Source organism: Pseudomonas fluorescens, from assembly GCF_019212185.1.
GTDB lineage: Bacteria > Pseudomonadota > Gammaproteobacteria > Pseudomonadales > Pseudomonadaceae > Aquipseudomonas.
In genome coordinates, this window is sequence record NZ_CP078138.1 from 3,319,653 (window position 1) to 3,339,072 (window position 19,420).

The following is a 19,420-nucleotide window of genomic DNA, read 5'->3' on the forward strand; positions in this document are numbered from 1 at the left end:
GCCTACAGTGTAAGATGTCACCTATTTATGCAGCAGGTAATGCCCCGATGAGTTTCAATCTGGCCAACAAATCCCTCGCCGAGCGCGCCGCGCTTGAAGATGAAAAGTCACGCCTGTTCGACCTCTGGCAGAGCAACCTCGGTAAATCCAAGGGCGAAGCCGCGCGCCTGTTCGGTGAGCGCGCCAAGCGCAAGGGCAAGTGGGCCGAGTGGGTGCGTGCCGAACTGGACGGCATGTCGCCGCCGGAGTTCGCCAACATGGTGCGCAGTGAAGTCAATCGCCTGATGGCGGCCAAGTAGGATTCACGGTGTTTGGCGGCTGAAACTAGCGACAATCGCCTCGCGCACTTTCAGCAGTAACGGTTCCAGTTGGCTGCTGGTGCGCCAGCCCAGTTCGATCGGATAACGCGGCAGCTCAAGCGGGCAGGGCAGCAGTGCCAGGCCGCTCAGTTGTGCAATAGCCTGTGCGGCATGCCCGGGGATGGTCGCCACTGCCTGGCTGCCCTTGAGCAGAAACGGCAGTGCGGCAAAGTGGCTGGTGGAGGCACAGACCCTGCGCCCGAGGCCAAGGCTGGCCAGGCCTTCATCGGTAATACCAATGAACCCGCCTGACGACACCAGAATGTGCTCGCGCCGAACGAACTCCTCTAATGCCAGAGCTTGCTGCCCCGGCGTCAGGCTTGCAGCATCCACCAGGCACCGATAGTCGCCTTCCCCCAATACCTGCCGGCTCAGTAGCCGCTCGCTGAAACCACCGGCACTGATCGCCAGGTCAAGGCTGCGCTCCATCAGCGCCTGAGCGACGATCTGACTGTGGCTCTGACGGATAATCAGGCGCAACTTCGGCGCCCGGCGGGCAATTTCTTCGATCAGCCGCCGCCCGTAGGCAATCTCGAAATCATCCGACATGCCGACGATTACCGAACGGCCGTCGTAGTCCTCGGCCGCCGGGTCGACCATGGCCAGGCTTTGCCGGCATTTGTTCAGGGCATCACTGAGCACCGGCTTCAATTGGTTGGCCCGCAAGGTCGGCGCCAGGCCACGGCCGGTGCGCACAAACAATTGATCGCCATAGACCTCGCGCAAACGCCGCAACGCCGCGCTCACCGCTGACTGGGTGACCCCCAGGCGCAGCGCCGCCCGGCTGGCGCTGGACTCGTCGTGCAGGGCTTCAAAAACTTTCAGCAGGTTGAGGTCAATGTCGGTGATATTCATTTGGCTCATATCATTTAGCAGCGAATGGGACTTTATTGATGATCCATGGCCGCCTGAGAATGAGCAATACCTCATTCTCAGGGAGTCACCGTCATGCCCAAGTCCATCGTTGCCGCGCTGCAGATCGGTTCTTTGCCAGGTGGCAAGGGCGAAACCCTGGAACAGATCCTTTCCTACGAACAGGCAATCATCGACGCTGGTGCCGAGCTGGTGGTAATGCCCGAAGCGCTGCTCGGTGGTTACCCCAAGGGCGAGGGTTTTGGCACGCAACTGGGCTATCGCCTGCCGGAAGGTCGCGACGCCTATGCCCGCTATTTTGCCAACGCCATCGACGTGCCAGGTGCGGAAACCGAGGCCCTGGCGGGGTTGAGTGCGCGCACCGGCGCTTATTTGGTGCTCGGCGTGATCGAGCGGGACGCCAGCACCCTGTACTGCACCGCGCTGTACTTCGACCCGCAGCGCGGGCTAGTGGCCAAACACCGCAAATTGATGCCCACTGGCACCGAACGGCTGATCTGGGGCAAGGGCGACGGCTCGACCCTGCCGGTGCTCGACAGCCCGCTGGGGCGGATTGGCGCCGCGGTGTGCTGGGAGAACATGATGCCGTTGCTGCGTACCGCGATGTACGCCAAGGGCGTGGAGTTATGGTGTGCGCCGACGGTGGACGAGCGGGAAATGTGGCAAGTGAGCATGCGCCACATTGCCCATGAGGGACGCTGCTTTGTGGTCAGTGCCTGCCAGGTCCAGGCCTCGCCCGAAAAACTGGGAATCGAGGTTAGCAATTGGCCGGCAGAGCGGCCGTTGATTGCCGGTGGCAGCGTGATCATCGGGCCGATGGGCGATGTGCTGGCCGGTCCATTGCGCGATGGCCCGGGCCTGCTCTGCGCAGAAATCGACACCGATGAACTGGTCCGCGCCCGCTATGACTTTGACGTGGTCGGGCACTACGCGCGCCCGGACGTGTTTGAATTAAGTGTCGATCAGCGGGCCAAACCAGGCGTGCGCTTCATTTGAGCCGGCGCCATTCCTTGCGGGTGATTTCCCAGGTCTCGCGGGCATAACGCCCACCGACAAATTCATCGTCGTCGATCCGGATCAGGCGCATGCCGTTGCGTTCCGACAAGCGCCGCGAGGCCAGATTGGGTGAGGCCTTGGGCACTCGCAGGCAATCGCGGCCAAGGTCCTCGAACCAGTAGCGAGTGACCTGCGCACAGGCTTCGGCCATCAGCCCCTGGCCTTGCCAGGGCAGGCCCATCCAGAAACCCCGGTTGTTGTCCTGTTCGTCCATCAGGCTGATGTTGCCGATCAGTTGATCGGGCGCGGACTTCAGGCGAAGCGACCAGTGCCATTCTTCGCCCCGGGCAATGGCCGGCAGGGCGATGTCTTGCAGGTAGTGCAGGGCGCCATCCACCGGGTACGGCCAGGGCACCCTTGCATTGAGGTAGCGCACCACCTCCCAGTGGGCGAACTGTTGCTGGATCGCCTCGGCGTCCGCCAGTTCCAGCGGCTTGAGGATCAGGCGCTCGGTGTACAGCGTCGGGTAATCGGCCATGCTGCAAAGCTCTTCCTTGAGACGGTTAACGGGCGCCCGCCAGCGGGCTGGCCAGGCTCAACTGACCGCTGTCGACAAAGCGCTGGGTGCCGAACAGGCCGCCCGCCAGCTTGCCACGCAGCACATAGGGCAGGTTGTCGAGGGATTGGGTCTGGCTCAGGCCGAGGGTCTGGCGCATCACTGAAAACGCCGAAATGCTCACCGGCACTGTGACCACCGCTTCGGAGAACCGGCCGATGCTGCCCCGTTGATCGCTGACCCCCGACGCCAGCGGCTGGCCGTTGACCTCGAGGTTCAAGGCCACGCCGTTGTAGTCGATCGGATTGTCGTTGGGGTTCTGCACGCGGATCTTCACCGCGAAGCGCACTTCCATGCCCTGGCTTGTGAGCGGTTCCAGGCCCACCACGTTGATGTTCAGCGGATCGCGGTCGGGAAACAGCGCGCAACCGCCAAGGCTGAGGAGCAACAGGCACAGGCCTGAAAAAAACAATCGAAGCATGAACAGGCTCTCGTCAGTAAGGGTCGACCCTTCGCGGTTCGACCCACCTGGCGGCAGTCGTTCAGGGGCGCGATCCGTGAGGGGCAACGTCCGGATTTTCCATGACCTGCAGGACCGACGCTTCGGGGTCGAAGTCGTCTTCTTGCAGTTCGATGAATTCTTCCGGGAGGAACATGTTCAGCACGATAGCGCACAACGCGCCGACGGTGATCGGCGATTCGAAGATGTTGTGCAGCGCCTTGGGCAATTCGCGCAGTACTTCCGGCACCGCCGCCACACCGAGGCCCATGCCCAGGGAGATGGCCACGATCAGCATATTGCGCCGGTGCAGCCCGGCTTCGGCGAGGATCTTCACCCCGGCCACTGCCACCGTGCCGAACATCACCAGTTCAGCGCCACCGAGCACCGGCTTGGGCATCAGTTGCAGCACCGCGCCGATCATCGGGAACAACCCCAGCAGCACCAGCAGGCCGGCAATGAAAAACGCCACGTAGCGACTGGCGACGCCGGTCAGTTGGATCACGCCGTTGTTCTGCGCGAAGGTCACCATCGGCATGCTGTTGAACACGGCGGCCATGGCCGAGTTGAGGCCATCGGCCAACAGCCCGGACTTGATCCGGCGGATGTACACCGGGCCCTTGACCGGCTGCTGGGAAATCATCGAGTTGGCGGTCAGGTCACCGGCGGCTTCCAGCGGCGAAACCAGGAAAATCACCGCCACCGGAATGAACGCTACCCAGTCGAAGTTGAAGCCGTATTTGAACGGTACCGGCACGCTCATCAGCGGCACGTCGGTCATGTTCGCGAAGTCGACGTCGCCCATCAGCCAGGCCACCAGATAACCCAGGGTCAGGCCAATCACAATCGCCCCCAGGCGCAGGAAGGGCACGTCGACCCGGTTCAGCACGACGATGGTGCCCAGCACCAGCGCCGCCAGGGCCAGGTGATGGGCGCCGCCCAGGTCGGTGGCGCCAAAGCCGCCGGCAATGTCGGTCATCGCCACCTTGATCAGCGACAGGCCCATCAGGGTAATGATGGTGCCGGTGACTACCGGCGTGATCAGCATGCGCAATTTGCCGATGAACTGGCTCAGCACCACTTCGATAAAGGCGGCGAAGAAGCACACGCCGAAAATCGTCGACAGGATCTCGTCGGTGCCGCCGCCCCGGGCCTTGACCATGAAGCCGGCACTGAGAATCACGCTGATGAACGAAAAACTGGTGCCTTGCAGGCACAGCAGTCCCGAGCCGATGGGGCCGAAACGCCGAGCCTGGACGAAGGTGCCCAAGCCCGAGACGAACAACGCCATGCTGATCAGGTAGGGAATTTCACTGTGCAGGCCCAGGGCGCTGCCCATGATCAGGGTCGGGGTGATGATCCCGACGAAACTCGCCAGCACGTGTTGCAGCGCGGCGAAAATGGTCGCGGTGAAGTGTGGGCGGTCGTAGAGGCCGTAGATCAGGTCGGAATGTGGGGCAGTTTTTGCGTGGTCGGATGAGGTCACGGGAAAGGTGCCGGTAGGGTCTGGTCGGAAAAAGGAGGCGCAGGATGCCAGAAAGGTGCACTCATCTACAGCGACAACCGACTAAAGCATTGAAAGTTATTCATGTTTGGGTCAATGGCCTACTGTTCGAAGGCCGCCAACAGATCCTCCTCGAACGCCACCTGCGCATCCCCCGGCACCTGGGCGCGATGCCGGGCGAGGTGGAAGGCCACCTCGAAACTGTGCTGCGGCTGGCCGATGGCTTTCAGCAGGCCCTGGTCCTGCCAACTGCGGGCAAAGTGCTCGGGCAGATGGCCGACATGTTGGCCACTGAGGATAAACGCCAGCGTGCCTTCGACCTGCTCCGAACGCGCTGAACCTACCCGGTTGTGCAGGGGCAGGTCATTGCGCAGGAAGCGGTAGGGGTGCTCCACCAGGTCGCCGGCCGCCAGCGCCGTGGCGTCGGGCTCAGGCAGGCTGAACAGCGGATGCCCGGCGGCGCAGTACAGGTGTTGGGTTTCACTGAACAGTGGGCGGTAGTCAAACGCGCTTTGCGCTTGGGAGAAGTAACCGATGGCCAGGTCCAGGCGTTGTTGCAACAGCAGGCGCTCCATTTCCCCGGGCATGGCGCTGATCAGCTCCAGGCGCACGGACTCGTCGCGCTGGCGAAAGTGGCTGATCGCCCGCGCCACGCGTTGCAGCACCGAGGGGTCGAGCGCTTCGGAGAGTCCCAGGCGCACTTCACCCATCAGGCGTCCGGCGACCCCATTGGACTGATGGCGAAAAGTCTCGATGGACTCGAACAGACCACGGGTCGCCAGCAACAACTGTTCGCCCTTGGCCGTGAGTTTGAAGCCGCCTTTGCCACGGCTGCACAGGCGATAGCCAAGGCGGGTCTCGAGCCGGGCCATGTGCTGGCTGATGCTCGACTGACTCAGCCCCAGTTCTCCCTGGGCCGCACTGAATCCGCCGCATTCCACCACGCTCACAAACAGGCGTAGCAACTGCAGGTCGAGGTCATGGAGTTGGCCGAGCATCAAACATTACTCCAGCATAAAGTCAGGGTGATTAACTTGAGATTTTAACGATGTATCTTGCCCTGCATCCTGCAAGCACTTCAATGGCTCCAGGTGCTGGTCATGGCTCTTAAACATGCGTTTCCCGCATTGCTGCTCGCGGCAGCGGTCTCGGCCCAGGCTGAAGACCAGGTGCTGAATCTCTACAGTTGGGCCGATTACGTCGCCCCGCAGACCCTGCAGCGCTTCGAGCAGGAAACCGGGATCAAGGTGCGCTACGACACCTTCGACAGCTCGGAAGTCCTGGAAACCAAGCTGCTCACGGGTGGCAGCGGCTATGACGTGGTGGTGCCGTCGTCCAGCGTGCTGGCCCGTGGCCTGGCGGCGGGCGCACTGCAGGCCATTCCCCACGATTCCCTAAAGGGCTACGCCAACCTTGATCCGGACTTGCTGGAAAAGCTCGCCGCCGTCGACCCCGGCAACCGCTACGGCGTGCCCTACACCTGGGGCACCCTGGGGCTGGGGATGAACGTTGAGGCGGTTCAGCAGCGCCTGCCTGGCGTGCCATTGAACAGCCTCGACATCCTGTTCAAGCCGGAATACGCCAGCAAGCTCAAGGATTGCGGAATTGCCATTATCGACTCGCCGCAAGAGGTGATCGGTCTGGCCCTGCATTACCTGGGTAAAGATCCCTACAGCACCGACAAGGACGATCTGGCTGCGGCTCAGGTCTTGCTCCTGCAATTGCAGCCGTCGGTGCTGTATGTCGCCAGCGGGCGGCAAATCAGTGACCTGGCCAATGGCAGCGTGTGCCTGGCCCTGACCTATAACGGCGACGCAAGCATGGCGGCCGATCAGGCGCGCAAGGCTAACAAGCCCTTTGAGGTCGCGTATCGGATTCCCACCCAGGGCACCCTGGTTTGGCAGGACAACCTGGCGATCCCCAAGGACGCGCCGCACCCTGAAGTCGCCCACACGTTTATCGAATTCATGCTGCGCCCCGACTCCGTGGCAGCACTGACCAACACGCTGTTTTTCGCCACGGCCAACCAGGCGGCGACGCCGCTGGTGGATGCGGCCGTGCGCAATGATCCCGATATCTATCCACCGCCCGCCGTGCGTGAGCGTCTGTACGCCGACCGCAGCATGAGCCTCAAGGACCTGCGCCAGCGTACTCGCCTGTGGACCACTTTCCGTAGCCGCCAATAACAAGGATTGCCTGATGGACATTTCCGAACACAACGACCAGGCCATAACCCGCGACAGCCTGTACGGCACCGCCGCCGAAAGCACCTACGCCGGCATCACCAGTTTCATGCGCCGACGTTACAGTCGCGATCTGCGCGGGGTGGATGTGGTGGTCAGTGGCGTGCCATTCGACACCGCCACCAGCAACCGTCCCGGCGCTCGTTTCGGGCCACGGGGAATTCGTGCCGCTTCGTCGGTGATGGCCTGGGAACGGCATTGGCCGTGGACCTTTGACCCGTTCGATCACTTGGCGGTGATCGATTATGGCGACTGCAACTTCGACTATGGTTCGCCCCAGGACACTCCGGCCTACATTGAGGCCCACGCCGATAAAATCCTCGACGCCGGTTGCGCGATGCTGACCATGGGCGGTGATCACTTCATCAGCTATCCGTTGCTCAAGGCCCATGCGCGCAAACACGGCGCGCTGTCGCTGATCCATTTCGACGCCCACAGCGATACCTGGGCGGACGAAGAGGGTGGCCGCATCGACCACGGCACCATGTTCTGGCACGCCGCCAGGGAAGGCCTGGTCGACCCGTCTCGCTCGGTGCAGATCGGCTTGCGCACCACCAACGACGATCACCAGGGCTTCGCCGTGCTGGATGCGCGGCAAGTGCACCAGCGCGGCTGCACGGCGATCGTCGAGGCGATCCGCGCGCGGGTCGGCGATAACCCGGTGTACCTGACCTTCGACATCGACTGCCTCGACCCGGCCTTCGCCCCCGGCACCGGCACCCCGGTGTGCGGCGGCCTGAGCACCGCCCAGGCCCTGGAAATCCTCGGCGGATTGCGCGGGATCAATCTGGTGGGGATGGATGTGGTGGAGGTAGCGCCGGCCTATGATCATGCCGACATCACCTCATTGGCAGCGGCGACCCTGGCCATGGAGATGCTGTGCCTGTATGCGGCAAGGCATAAGGTGGATCGGTAATCCCTGTAGCAGCAGTCCGCGCTGCTCAGGGTTGGGTGTAATATTGGCTATTTTGAGCCAATCACCCAAGGGCCAGCATGACCTTCGACTCGCCCCTCAGCGCCTACCAACACGCCATTAACCAACAGGGTTTCGTCACTGACGCCGCGCAAGAGCGTGCGGTGCTGGCCTTGCAGCAGTGCCATCAGGCGCTTCATCAAGGCCAATCGCCGATCCCCGGCGTTTATCTGTGGGGGCCGGTGGGGCGGGGCAAGACGTGGTTGATGGATCAGTTCTACCAGACCCTGCAAATACCGGCGCGACGCCAGCACTTTCATCACTTCATGGGCTGGGTGCACCAGCGCTCCTTTCAATTGACCGGCACCGCCGACCCCCTGCGTGCGCTGGCCCGGGAGCTGAGCGCCGAGGTGCGAGTGCTGTGTTTCGACGAACTATTCGTCAATGACATTGGCGATGCGCTGATTCTCGGCCGGCTGTTCCAGGTGATGTTCGATGAAGGCGTGGTGATGGTTTGCACCTCCAATCAACCGCCGCAGCAGCTCTACGGCGACGGCTTCAACCGCGAACGCTTCCTCCCGGCGATTGCTGCGATCGAAGCGCATATGCAGGTGGTGGCGGTGGACGGTGGCGAGGATCATCGCTTGCACCCCGGGGTCAATGTGCAGCGGTACTGGGTCAACCAGCCCGAAGCCATCGCCCAGGCGTTCGCCGAATTGACCGAGGGCCAGCCGGTGTCCAGCGAGCCGCTGGCAATCGGCTATCGAACCGTGCAGGTCATCCACGCCAGCGAGCATGTGCTCTGGTGTCGATACGCCGATTTGTGCGAGCAACCCTTTGCGGCGATGGACTTCATGGCCTTGTGTGACCGCTTGCGCGCCATCCTGCTCAGCGAAGTGCCGTGCCTCAGTGCCAGCCAACGTCCGGGGCGCATCGCCCGGGGCACCGAAGATGCCAGTGCGCAGGTCGAGGCCGGCGATCGGGAGTTGCCTCAGCTGTCTGTTCACGATGACAGCGTGCGGCGTTTCATTGCCTTGGTCGATGAGTGCTACGACCGCAAAGTCCCGCTCTATCTCGAAGCACAAGTGCCAATGGACGAACTGTATACCCAGGGCTATCTGGAGTTTGCGTTCCGCCGCACCCTGAGCCGCTTGAAGGAAATGCAATTGCAGCGCTTCGCCGACGTCTGAAGCAATGGGGGCGGGGTTGTGGGCAGGCGTGGCGCACGTTAATGTCGGTGGCCCCGGGCGAAACCCGCAGGGATGCACACTTATTGATCGAGGGAACGCAATGGACTCCGCAGACATCCTGATACTCCAGGCCAGCTACAGCAACCCGATCCACGCCGAAGCGATCTGCCTGGTGCTGGACCACTACGCGCAAGACCCGATGGGCGGTGGTCACCCCCTGACAGCCGACGTCTTGCAGCAACTGCCAGGCGAACTGGCCAAACGCCCTCACGCGTTCAGCGTGCTGGCTTTCGTCAATGGCGAGCCGGCGGGGCTGGTCAACTGTTTCGAAGGTTTTTCGACATTTGCCTGCCGACCGCTGGTCAACGTGCATGACGTCGCGGTGGTCGACAAGTTTCGTGGTTTGGGCCTGAGCCAGAAGATGTTGCACAAGGTCGAGGAGATCGCCCGTCAGCGTGGTTGCTGCAAGATCACCCTGGAAGTGCTGGAAGGCAACGACGTGGCGCAGGCGGCCTACGCCAAGTTCGGTTTTAGCGCCGGGATGTTCGACCCGGCCCATGGGCGGATGATGTTCTGGACCAAGGGGCTTTGAGGTCTGGCCCGATGACATGATGATGCGGTGATAACTCTGTGGGAGCGAGCCTGCTCGCGATTGCGGTGTGCCAGTCGCTGCAAATGTTGCAGATAGACCGCCATCGCGAGCAGGCTCGCTCCTACAGTTATCTACGTTACATCCGGTAATCCAGGCTCAACGTCACCGTCCGCGGATCGCCCCAGAACACGCCGTTGTAGAAACCAACGTTGTCGTAATACCGCTCATCAAACAGGTTATCGACGTTCAACGAGGCGCTGAGGTTTTTGTCGATCTCATAGCGCGACATCAGTTTCACCACCGAGTAGCTGCCCTGATTGATCCGGCTGCGCTCGGTGACAATTCTTCCATTGGCGTTACGCCCCACCGGACGGCTGGCTGTGCCGTAAATGTCGCTCTGCCAGTTCACCGCGCCGCCTACCGTCAACGCACTCCATTCCCCCGGCAAGCGATAGGCCGTGGACACCCGCAGCATGTTCAGCGGTTGCGCGGTGTTATTGCGTTTGTCTTCACCATTCACCGAGTGGGTGTAGGTGTAGCCGGCAGTCATGTTCCAGCCTGACGACACTTCGCCGGACACCTCGGCCTCAAAACCATTGACTTTGTTGCCCTTGCCGCCGGATTTGAAGAACTCTTCGCCGGTCAGCGGATCCGGTGGCACCGAGTCGTCGAGTTCGGCGACGTTATCCTGCTTGCTCCAGAACACTGCGGTGGCGATGTTCAGGCGCTCGTCCAGCAAACTGCCCTTGAGCCCCACTTCATAGTTCTGACCGACGATCGGCTCCAGGTATTTGCGGCTGGAATCGCGTTCGGTCTGCGGCTTGAAGATGTCGGTGTAGCTGACGTAGGCGGTGTACTCCGGGGTGATGTCGTACAACAGGCCGGCGTATGGGGTGAAGACGTCGTTTTCCACCTGGCTGCTGTGGTCGTTACCGGTGCGTTCATTCTGATCATTGAACGAGTAGTAGTTGCTGCTGGTTTTCCAGCTGCCATAACGACTGCCCAATACCGCGTGCCATTGATCGGTGAGGCTCAGGCGGGTGGCCAGGTAACCGGCTTTCTGCCGGGTGCTGTCGTTGGAGCCCTCGATGCCGGTATCGGTGTCGCGGAACTTGGCAATGTTGCCCATGTATTTCCAGTCGGGAATATTGTCGTAGCCCGGCGGCGTCGGCGCCTCCACCAGATACGGGCTGGAGGCGCTACGTTCGGCTTCGCCGTAGCCCACCATCAACTCGTGCTCGCGACCGAGCAATTGATAAGGCCCGGCAAAGTTGAAGTCATAAACCTCCATCTTTTGCTCGCCCTTCATATGGCTGCGATACGCCACCATGCCGCTGCGGTCGTCGTTGGGGTAGCCGCCACCGCCGTAGTAGACCTTGCCGTCGGTGTCGCTTTCGCGATGGGTGTAGGCGGCTTTCATGTGCCAGCCGTTGCCCAGGTTCTGATCGAGGTTGGCAAAGGCGGTCTTGTCCTTCAGCGGCCAGGAACTCCAACTGGTCGCCATGTTGGTCGAGCGTGGCAGATTGGCCTTGTCGCCATTGGAATTCCAGTACGGCACGGTGCCCCAGGAGGTGCCCTGGACCTGTTTGTCCTGATAGTCGTAACCCACCGCCAGCACGGTGTCGTCGGTCAGATCGGCTTCGAGGATGCCGTAGCCGACCTCACGCTGCAGTTGATAGTGATCGCGGAAAGATTTGCTGTCGCGGTAGGCCAGTACACTGCGACCCCGCAGGCGACCATCGAAGGCCAGCGGTCCGCCGACGTCGACGTAGCTGTAGTAATCGTCGTAGCTGCCGCCGCTGACACCGGTTTTGGCTGCCCATTCATGGGTCGGGCGCTTGCGCACCATGTTGATGGTCGCGGACGGATCGCCGGCGCCGGTAGTCAGACCGGTCGCGCCGCGTACCACTTCGATGCGGTCGTAAATGATGGTGTCGGAATCGGACTTCATGCGCCCGAAGGTATTGAGCATGCCATCGATCTGGAAATTGTTGATCGAGTAGCCGCGAGACGAATAGCTGACTCGGTCGGAATCGTTGTGCTGGACGACGATGCCGGTGGTCTGACTCATGGCTTCTGACAGCGTCGACAGCTTGAAGTCGTCCATCTGCTGGCGGGTGACCACGGAAACCGACTGCGGCGTTTCCTTGATCGAAAGATTCAACCGAGTCGCGGTGCTCATCGCTCCGGTGGTGTAGGAATCGGTATTTTCGGTGGTGCTGCCAAGGGCGGCAGCATTGACGTTGGTGGTGTCCAACTCGAGTGCCTTGGCGGCAGGCTCCTGCTGTTTATCAGTCTCGCTGTCCGCATGGGCGGGAGGGCACAGGGCAACACTGCACAGGCCCAGGGTCAGGGTCATGGAACGGGTAATGGGCGCGAACATCGCAGCCGACTCCTTGTCTTCGGGTGGAAAAATTCCGTTTGCTCAAAGACGAAGGGCGATCAGAGAATTTAGGCTTATTGCGAATAATTATTAATATTCTTTGCATTGGGCTGGCAGGGCTGCAAGCCCAACGCAAGAAAAGGGGGCTGTTACCCACCCCCGAGGTACGCATCTATTGCTTGACGACGGCCGCTGCAGGCGCCTTCGGCTTCATCAGGCTGAAGTCGATCAGGGCTTTCTGTTCGACCTCGTAGGGATTGCCGATCAGCAGCGGGCGTGGCTTGAAGCTGTCGCTGACCAGGCTCTTGCTGCGGTCGAGTTCGTCGAAGCTCAACCCGGCGAGGTCGGCCCAGGTGTGGATCAGGTGCGAACTGCTGTAGGGCCGCTGCAAGTCACCGGCGAAGTTCCAGTCGTGGTTCGCACGCCATTTCGGCGAGGCCCAGGCCATGAACGGAATGGTGTACATCGGCGCGGTCGGCTTGGCTTCGTTACGGCCCAGGGTGTTATGGCCGGCCGAGTCGAACACGTCTTCGCCGTGGTCGGAGAGGTACAGCAGGAAGCCGTTCGGATCGGTCTTGGCGTAGTCCTTGATCAGGCTGGAGACCACGAAGTCGTTGTAGCGCACCGCGTTGTCGTAGCTGTTGTAGGTCGGCAACTGGTCATCGCTGACCCCGGGCGGTACACCCTGGCGATCCTGGAAGGTGTCGAAGGTCGGCGGGTAGCGGTACTGGTAGCTCATGTGCGTGCCCAGCAGGTGCACCACAATGAACTTGCGTGGCGCGCTGTCGGACAGGGCCTTTGCAAAGGGTTCCAGCACATCGCCATCGTATTGACGGGCGTTCTGGTTGCGGTTGTTGTTCAGGTACACCTGTTCATCGGCCTGTTCGGAGAAGGTCGTGAGCATGGTGTTGCGCTTGGTCATGGTCTGCTGGTTGGTGATCCAGTAGGTCTTGTAGCCGGCCTGTTTCATCATGCTGACCAGCGACGGGGTCTTGAGGTAAAGGTCCGGGTTCTCTTCATCGGCAAAGGTCAGGACCTGTTGCAACGCTTCGATGGTGTAAGGACGCGGGGTGATGACGTTATCGAATACCGCCAGTTGATCCTTGAGCTTGTCCAGTTCAGGCGTGGTCTCGCGCGGATAACCGTACAGGCTCATGCGCTGACGGTTGGTCGATTCGCCGATCACCAGCACCAGGGTCGCCGGCTGGTTGGCCATGGCGTCCTTGAAATTGTGCAGCGGCGGGACCTGGCTGGCGTTGTCGAGCATGCCTTGCATGCTGGCGAGGGTCTCACCATAGCGACGGTAGGCCACCAGCATCTGCCAAGGCACGGCCGGTTCGATACGGGTTTCGAATTTCTCGTAGCCGGCGGCCAGGCTGCCGGTGCGCGCCGTCTGCTTGACCAGCGGGTAACCAACCACCGCCACCACAATCGCCGTGGCTGCCAGCAGCGCCTTGCCACGGGACAGGTACACCGGGCGCAGGCGGCTCCAGAGGAACAGCGCCACCAGGGTATGGGCGAGGAACGCGGCGACCATCCACCAGGCAAAGTACTGCGTCATGTACTCGCCAGCTTCCGAGATGTTCGACTCGAACATGATGAAGATGACGCTTTGCGAGAACTCTTGCTGGTAGATGAAGAAGTAGCCCAGGCTGGCCATCGAGCAGGCCCAGAGGACGACGCCAATCACCGCCGCCAGCACCCGCGTACGTGCCGGAAACAGCAGCATCGGGGCCAGCCAGATGGCGCTCATCACGAAAGCCTGGCGGAAACCGCTGAAGCCCGCGGTGCCGGTCAGCAGGATCAGCAGTTGGGTGATTCCGGAAAAATACCAGAAAAACAGGAACAGCCAGCCCAGGCCAGCCCAATCAAAGCCTTTTGCAGGCGTACTGCTGCGTTCTAACGTCGCCATCCAGCGCTCCAGCATGATTCATGACTTCCAGCACCGGACGAGTCAGGGCGCTGATCAAAAAAAACGCTCGAAAAACGAGCGTCAACAGTGCCTTACAGTATCTGTAACGGCATGTGAAAAGTTCGTGAAGTACGCCACCGAAGGTACCGGGTTACCGCACCCGGGGCCCGCCAATGGCATTACATGGGGGGCTGCAGGCGAGGGCGCCTGCATGCGAACTGACGACAACAGGACGTTGCAATGACAGACACCGAGCTACCTTTCGAACACTACTCCGACACTCTGGCCCAAGCGGTCCAGGCAGAATTCAAGGGCCGGCCCATCGTGGTGACGGCGGCCCTGAAGCAATTCACCCGTGCACTCAATAACCGTTTCCCGGGGCAGACTATCGATGTGTTGAGCACCTCCCTCAATTCGCCCAACTGGGTGCAGGGCTCCGGCCCGGAGACCGGGAAAATCGACGGCCATACCACGACACCGTTGCTGGAAGTCATGACTCATGCCATCACCGGCCGCGCGCAATTGCTCTTCAGCAATGAGCATTACCTGACCGATGGGCGCGACCGCCGTCTTGCGCTGGACATGCGTGAAGTCGAAGACCTCTTGCGTCGTCTGCCCAGGGTGCTGGTTGCCGCCATGCAGGAGGCTCTGACGGATTATTGGAATGAACCGGCGCTTGATGGCACGCAACGCTGGCAATGGCTCAGCGACGTGCTCAGGAGCGCTGCGCTGGTGAGCATGGGGCCGGCGGGCAGTGCCGCGTTCCTTGACGAAGCCCAGGCCGATAGCGTGCTGCAGGTCCTGCGTTGCCCGGTCAAGGAGGATCGGGCCCAACTGTTCGGCGCCGATTGCACCCGGGTTTATCTGATCGATTACCACGCTCGCGCCGGCACTGCCGAAAACGCCCACTTGGCGGTTGACCTGTTGCTCGTGCGCAAGTTGGCTCAGCGCGAACTGGTGCTGAGCCTGAACACCGCCGGGAACATAGAAAGCTATGGCAGCCTGCAGGCATTTGCCGATGCCGAGGGCGACAAATGGGGGCGCAGGCGGGCGATCGATACCCTCCAATTGCAGCCCTATGAGTCGATTGGCGATGCTTTTGTGACTCAGGCCCAGGCGTTGCTGAATAACCAGTTGGAGGGCTTGAACTTCTTCGGCGCCGTTGCAGGCCAGGACTTGAGCGTCCTTGAAGATCGGTTGGCGCGCCTCACCGACCTGGCCCCCCACCTGCTGAAAAACAACCCTGGCGCTTATGAGCAAGTCCTCTACCAGGAAGTCAGCAACCAGCTTCCCGACTGGCTGATTCAGGCCTCGCCCCGTCAGGCGCAGGCCTACAGCCGCTATTTATTCAGGCTCGGCGCGTTGCAGCAGGCCACCAAAGGCCAGGCCTACAGCCACGATATTCCGAGTGCAGAACAATTCGCCCGGCAGGCCTTGCGCAGTGCGATGACCCGTTTTGGTGAAGGGGTCGACCCGGACCTGATCGAAATCACCCAATACCGCAACGAGGATGGATTGCTGGTGATCGTCGGGCCGGCGACCGGGCGCTTCACCGGCGAGACCCTGAGCCTGACCCGACGCGCCCTGAATAATCTGGCGGGGATTCCATTCCTGGCGTCCGAATTCAAGTGCAAGGACGGCTCGCCGGCCCCGGCCTGGATGACCCTGGACAGGGTCAGGGCGCTGATAACGGCCGCCGACATCGGCAAAGCCTATCCGGCGCTGGTCAAGCGCCTGCTGCTGGATGAGCCGCTGGAACGGGCATCCCGGGAAAGGTTGTTCAGCGAACAATTGCGCATTCAGTTACCGATGTTGGCCTTGGAAAACAGCATCCGCGGCCGCTCGGGTTGCAGCGAAGCCGGCTATCGCTGCCTGGCCGCCGCGCTGCAGGCGGATCCCCAGGCCCGGCGCGTCAGTGGCCAGGTGATGGTGACCAAAACCCTGGCCTTCAAGGCCGATGTATCGAACGACAGCCACAGCGTGAGCAACATGTTCATCTTCGGCCCTGAGGACGCGCAAGCCGGGCCGCACATTCTCTACCGACCGCTGTACCCCGAGGCGCTGATCGAATTTGCCTCCCTGGACGCCTTGCTGGCAGAAATCGTCAGCGACAGGCCGCGGCCGGACAACCCGCAAGCGCCATCACTGCAGAAGACCGTCCTCGCCTGGATGAGCCCCGAGGCGCAGAGAATCTACGGTAACGGCGGCTTCCTTGAGCCCCATCCGGTGGGTGTGCTGTTTGGCGCCGACCTGCTGCCCTCACATCCCGCCAGATTGGCCTTGTCCACCCTTGAGGGGGATGTCGTGGCGCAGTTGTATGTCGCCAACGCCAACGTCCTGGCTCAACTGGCGGACGAGCAAACCGTGTCTAACGCCGAGCAGCGCTGGAACACCCTGCAGCAACTGGGCGAGGCCGTATTCAATGGCCTGCTCAACGCGGTGCTGCCTTTTCTCAGCGGTCCGGCGGCGACGGTGGGCTGGCTATTGACCATGGAACTCTCGACGCTGCAAGCCCTTGAGCCGCTGACCCAGGACGATGCAGAACCGTTGAAAGCATTTACCTTCAACCTGCTGATCAATCTGGCAGTGAGCTTGCTGGTCCAGCGCCTGTCGTCGGTGATCAGTGCGCCGGTCAAACCCTTCGATCATCACTCGACGCTGCCGCGCCGCGGGGCGGTGCAGGTCAGCGCCACCCTCAAACATCCGATCGGGCCTGGCGCGGCCAGTGCCATCAGCGACAGTGCGCTGGATTTCTCGACCCCGGTCAGCGCCGACTCGCGACAGTTACTCGAACGTTTCCTGAACACCGCCCAGGCCGGTCGCGGGGCGGTCATCGACACGCCGGCGCCGCCAGACGTGGCGGTGGTGAGCGGGCGCTGGTATGTCCAGGTGCCGGCTCGACTCAGGGGCTATGGCTGGGCCAATGTCGAGCCGGCGGAAAACGGCAATTTGCTGGTTCTTGATCATTTGGGTCGGCGAATTAACGGACTGGAGCTTAGCCCCCATGGGCAGGGCTTCTGGGATATCGCCCCGCAAATGCGTGTGCGCGGTGGCGGGCCGGGTATGAGTCGCTATCTGTCGGACGTCTTCGCCGATTCGGCGTTGCGCGCGCGGCGTGCCGAGACGGCGCTGAAAGTCAGAAAGTTGAATGAGCGTATCGGCGAACTGGATGCCAGCATTGCCCAGGCAGAGGAGATAGGTCAGGCGGCTCGGCGCAATGCTCAGGCTCTGGCCGATGAAATCGCGCGGATTAACCAGCAAATCGAGACGGCCAGCGACGACCGGCAGAATCGATTGAAGGACGAGCGTGCGACCTTGCGCAAAAAGCTGCACGGTGCCGATATCGACTACAAGAAAAAGGCCAGGGTGTTTATTAACGGCTATCTGGACCGAATCAAGTTGGGCGAGGAGGTCGCTGCGTTGCTGGCAAAAGATCCGGATTACCAGCGCGAGGCCATTTTCGCCAACCTGCTCGACCTGGTGAGCTGCTACGGCGCGGTCGATGAAAACCTGATCAGGGTCACGTCCGTGTGGTGGGAGTTGGGCCTGTCGGTGCGCAGCGTGTTTCCGCTGGCATTCGAACAACGCACCGTGCAGACCGACGTGCCCTACAGCGTATTGCTGGAAACCCGCAAGCGCGTGCTCAACGGTTTCCCGGAGCGCATCCGCATCAGTGCCGCGCTGGAGCAGTCCATGACCGAGCTGGAAGCGCTGGATCGCAGTCTGCGCAAAGGCTATCTGCAAAGAACCGGCTACCTTTCGCCGGAAACCCAACGACTCAAAGCGCTGGTCGACAAGCGAGACAAGAATACCGACTGGCTGATCCTGCATGAGCTGATGTGCCTGCGCGGTGCTCTGGCCGGTGATGCGGCGCTGGAACCGAGCCTGGCAGAACTGGCCGGGCTGGAGGGCCTGGCCAAGGCCCGGCTGGGAGCGGTCACCGATGGCGTGCTGCGGGTGCGCGCGACCCAGGGTTTTGATCCACGGCAGCGGGTGGAGTTTCTCCAGGAAGCGATCAGCGTCTATAACGATGCGCAGTTACTGGCGGCCAACCTGCGCAAGGTCGGTGATCGACCCAGCTACGTCGCGCAGTTGTTCCTGGAGAAGTTCCTCGAGGCCCTGGCACGGATGCGTGCCATTGCCGAAGCCGAACTGGGTGAGTCGATCAATGAAGACGTCGAGCAGGCGCCGGAACAGCCAGAGCAGGAACCGGCGGTCACACCTGCGCTGAAAAAAAGCCGCAAGCGCACCCGGCGGCCCAATGAGCGACTGATCAAGACGGCAGAAGGCTTTCGCGTCGGCGATGTGCGCGAGTCCAGTGACAGTGAGCCGGACGAAACGGTGGTGGTGCATGACCAGGCCACCGAGCAACAGATCATTTTCTACAAGGACAAGGAACAGGACATTTACCGCCAGCGCCCAAATGCGCCGGTCGAGCCGCCGCTGCCCGTCAGGCCCACTCAGGCCCTGAAAACACTGATGGACAGGGGTAATGCAATGCTCAGCGGGCTGGACCTGTTGATTGCCAACTACAGAAAGGACGCCTTTCGCTACCGCGAGCCCGCCAGCCTGGAAGATCGCTTTTTATCGCAGACGAACAAGTTCAACGAGTTGGCAACTCAGGTCCGACAGGCCATGCAAAACAAGAAGGGTGAGGAGTGGGCCAGCGCAGTCAAGGTCTTTCAGGAACTGAAAAACGCCGGTGAACAGTTGGCCAAAGAGGGTCGCAGGCTGCGCATCGAATTGACCAAACAACTGCCGCCGACCGCCGGAAGCTTCGAATACCTGCTGCGTGAGGGGGTGGTGCGGATCGAGAATCCGACCTGGACCGACAAGTCCACGCCCGCCCAAGCGGACTTTTTGCTGGAGTACGAGATCATCGACAGCAGCAGTCGCGGTCGCCGCCAGGTGTTGTGGTATGCCCACTTCCATGGCTCCGCTCGTTCGGTTCAGCGGTTGACCGAGGGCCACTTGAAACTGGCGCGTCTACGCTTTGTCACCGTGCGCGATCAGGTGCAGCATCCTGAACTCTATGCCGATGTGGTGTATCCGGGCGGTATGCGGATGGCGTTCGCCAGGCAGCACTTTTTCGATCTGCTGCCTGCGGCGTGACGATGGGCGATGCGCCTGCTGCAACGGCAGGCGCATCCGAGGGTCAATCCAGAGGGCGTAGCAGTGCTGGCTGTGCGCTATCAACGCGTAATTGTTGGCGCAGTTGCGCGACTTCCTGGAGCAAGCGCTCACGGTCGGCCTTGAGTTGCTGCAGTTCGTCACGGCGAATGGTGACGTACAGGGTCTGTGGCGGCAGTGCGTTGACGACGGTGCCCATTGATTACCTCGCTGTTTTGACACGGTGGTTCGAGCGCCAAGGCGCATTCGAGACCACTTTCGGCGCCGATT

The 19,420-nt window shown here is 61.6% G+C and carries 14 protein-coding genes and 1 pseudogene; 7 read left to right on the forward strand and 8 right to left on the reverse strand.

What is annotated here, in order from left to right:
* The first annotated feature begins 47 nt into the window (after positions 1-47).
* The gene (locus KW062_RS14960) at positions 48-299 is read left to right on the forward strand and encodes a hypothetical protein (protein ID WP_027620903.1); all 252 of its coding nucleotides are present in this window, start codon (positions 48-50) and stop codon (positions 297-299) included.
* Between the two features lie 3 nt (positions 300-302).
* Here the strand turns inward: KW062_RS14960 and KW062_RS14965 are convergent, their stop codons facing one another.
* Positions 303-1,223 (reverse strand): LysR family transcriptional regulator, encoded by a 921-nt coding sequence (locus KW062_RS14965; RefSeq protein ID WP_105754156.1) that lies wholly within the window; start codon positions 1,221-1,223, stop codon positions 303-305.
* Positions 1,224-1,307: 84 nt separating this feature from the next.
* Here KW062_RS14965 and KW062_RS14970 point away from each other — a divergent pair, with 84 nt between their 5' ends.
* A complete protein-coding gene (locus KW062_RS14970; RefSeq protein ID WP_027620905.1) occupies positions 1,308-2,228 on the forward strand; it encodes a carbon-nitrogen hydrolase family protein in 921 nt (306 codons plus the stop codon).
* Here KW062_RS14970 and KW062_RS14975 read toward each other — a convergent pair.
* From KW062_RS14975 to KW062_RS14990, 4 genes are all read right to left on the reverse strand, one after another.
* A complete protein-coding gene (locus tag KW062_RS14975; RefSeq protein ID WP_105754157.1) occupies positions 2,221-2,766 on the reverse strand; it encodes a GNAT family N-acetyltransferase in 546 nt (181 codons plus the stop codon). The genes KW062_RS14970 and KW062_RS14975 overlap by 8 nt on opposite strands.
* 25 nt (positions 2,767-2,791) lie before the next feature.
* Positions 2,792-3,265 carry an LEA type 2 family protein gene (locus KW062_RS14980; RefSeq protein ID WP_105754158.1) on the reverse strand — a complete coding sequence of 158 codons (474 nt, stop codon included), beginning with the start codon at positions 3,263-3,265 and terminating at the stop codon, positions 2,792-2,794.
* Positions 3,266-3,326: 61 nt separating this feature from the next.
* On the reverse strand, positions 3,327-4,769 hold the full coding sequence (locus tag KW062_RS14985) for a nucleobase:cation symporter-2 family protein (RefSeq protein WP_027620908.1): 1,443 nt from the start codon (positions 4,767-4,769) through the stop codon (positions 3,327-3,329).
* A 119-nt stretch (positions 4,770-4,888) separates the two neighbouring features.
* Positions 4,889-5,785, reverse strand: coding sequence for a LysR family transcriptional regulator (locus KW062_RS14990; RefSeq protein WP_027620909.1), 897 nt, complete (start codon positions 5,783-5,785; stop codon positions 4,889-4,891).
* Between the two features lie 102 nt (positions 5,786-5,887).
* Between KW062_RS14990 and KW062_RS14995 the strand changes: the two genes are divergently transcribed.
* The 4 genes from KW062_RS14995 to KW062_RS15010 all read left to right on the forward strand — a co-directional run bounded on the left by KW062_RS14995 (position 5,888) and on the right by KW062_RS15010 (position 9,725).
* Positions 5,888-6,973: a polyamine ABC transporter substrate-binding protein gene (locus KW062_RS14995; RefSeq protein ID WP_105754159.1), complete on the forward strand. Its 1,086-nt coding sequence runs from the start codon at positions 5,888-5,890 to the stop codon at positions 6,971-6,973.
* 13 nt (positions 6,974-6,986) lie between these two features.
* Entirely contained in the window at positions 6,987-7,946 is a 960-nt protein-coding gene (gene speB / locus KW062_RS15000) for an agmatinase (protein ID WP_027620911.1), read from the forward strand.
* A 77-nt stretch (positions 7,947-8,023) separates the two neighbouring features.
* Entirely contained in the window at positions 8,024-9,133 is a 1,110-nt protein-coding gene (gene zapE, locus KW062_RS15005; RefSeq protein ID WP_105754160.1) for a cell division protein ZapE, read from the forward strand.
* A 100-nt stretch (positions 9,134-9,233) separates the two neighbouring features.
* A complete protein-coding gene (locus KW062_RS15010) occupies positions 9,234-9,725 on the forward strand; it encodes a GNAT family N-acetyltransferase (protein ID WP_027620913.1) in 492 nt (163 codons plus the stop codon).
* A gap of 136 nt (positions 9,726-9,861) precedes the next feature.
* Here KW062_RS15010 and KW062_RS15015 read toward each other — a convergent pair whose 3' ends face one another.
* Complete coding sequence (locus KW062_RS15015; protein WP_105754161.1) at positions 9,862-12,108, reverse strand: TonB-dependent siderophore receptor; 2,247 nt, start codon at positions 12,106-12,108, stop codon at positions 9,862-9,864.
* A gap of 172 nt (positions 12,109-12,280) precedes the next feature.
* Positions 12,281-14,020 (reverse strand): phosphoethanolamine transferase CptA, encoded by a 1,740-nt coding sequence (locus KW062_RS15020; protein WP_027620915.1) that lies wholly within the window; start codon positions 14,018-14,020, stop codon positions 12,281-12,283.
* Positions 14,021-14,758: 738 nt separating this feature from the next.
* On the opposite strand from KW062_RS15020, the pseudogene KW062_RS29275 reads away from it, so the two are divergent.
* A pseudogene (locus tag KW062_RS29275) lies at positions 14,759-16,120 on the forward strand (dermonecrotic toxin domain-containing protein); the annotation flags it as partial.
* Positions 16,121-19,175: 3,055 nt separating this feature from the next.
* Here the strand turns inward: KW062_RS29275 and KW062_RS15030 are convergent.
* Positions 19,176-19,349: a DUF6026 family protein gene (locus KW062_RS15030; protein ID WP_177327292.1), complete on the reverse strand. Its 174-nt coding sequence runs from the start codon at positions 19,347-19,349 to the stop codon at positions 19,176-19,178.
* Positions 19,350-19,420: the final 71 nt, after the last annotated feature.

Bases quoted from the DNA above. Each gene is read 5' to 3' on its own strand.
- KW062_RS14995 (WP_105754159.1), top strand. From the start codon at position 5,888: ATGGCTCTTAAACATGCGTTTCCCGCATTGCTGCTCGCGGCAGCGGTC.
- KW062_RS14965 (WP_105754156.1), bottom strand. From the start codon at position 1,223: ATGAGCCAAATGAATATCACCGACATTGACCTCAACCTGCTGAAAGTT.
- KW062_RS15015 (WP_105754161.1), bottom strand. From the start codon at position 12,108: ATGTTCGCGCCCATTACCCGTTCCATGACCCTGACCCTGGGCCTGTGC.
- KW062_RS14970 (WP_027620905.1), top strand. From the start codon at position 1,308: ATGCCCAAGTCCATCGTTGCCGCGCTGCAGATCGGTTCTTTGCCAGGT.
- KW062_RS14990 (WP_027620909.1), bottom strand. From the start codon at position 5,785: ATGCTCGGCCAACTCCATGACCTCGACCTGCAGTTGCTACGCCTGTTT.
- KW062_RS15030 (WP_177327292.1), bottom strand. From the start codon at position 19,349: ATGGGCACCGTCGTCAACGCACTGCCGCCACAGACCCTGTACGTCACC.
- KW062_RS14980 (WP_105754158.1), bottom strand. From the start codon at position 3,265: ATGCTTCGATTGTTTTTTTCAGGCCTGTGCCTGTTGCTCCTCAGCCTT.
- KW062_RS15010 (WP_027620913.1), top strand. From the start codon at position 9,234: ATGGACTCCGCAGACATCCTGATACTCCAGGCCAGCTACAGCAACCCG.
- speB (WP_027620911.1), top strand. From the start codon at position 6,987: ATGGACATTTCCGAACACAACGACCAGGCCATAACCCGCGACAGCCTG.
- KW062_RS14960 (WP_027620903.1), top strand. From the start codon at position 48: ATGAGTTTCAATCTGGCCAACAAATCCCTCGCCGAGCGCGCCGCGCTT.
- KW062_RS14975 (WP_105754157.1), bottom strand. From the start codon at position 2,766: ATGGCCGATTACCCGACGCTGTACACCGAGCGCCTGATCCTCAAGCCG.
- zapE (WP_105754160.1), top strand. From the start codon at position 8,024: ATGACCTTCGACTCGCCCCTCAGCGCCTACCAACACGCCATTAACCAA.
- KW062_RS15020 (WP_027620915.1), bottom strand. From the start codon at position 14,020: ATGGCGACGTTAGAACGCAGCAGTACGCCTGCAAAAGGCTTTGATTGG.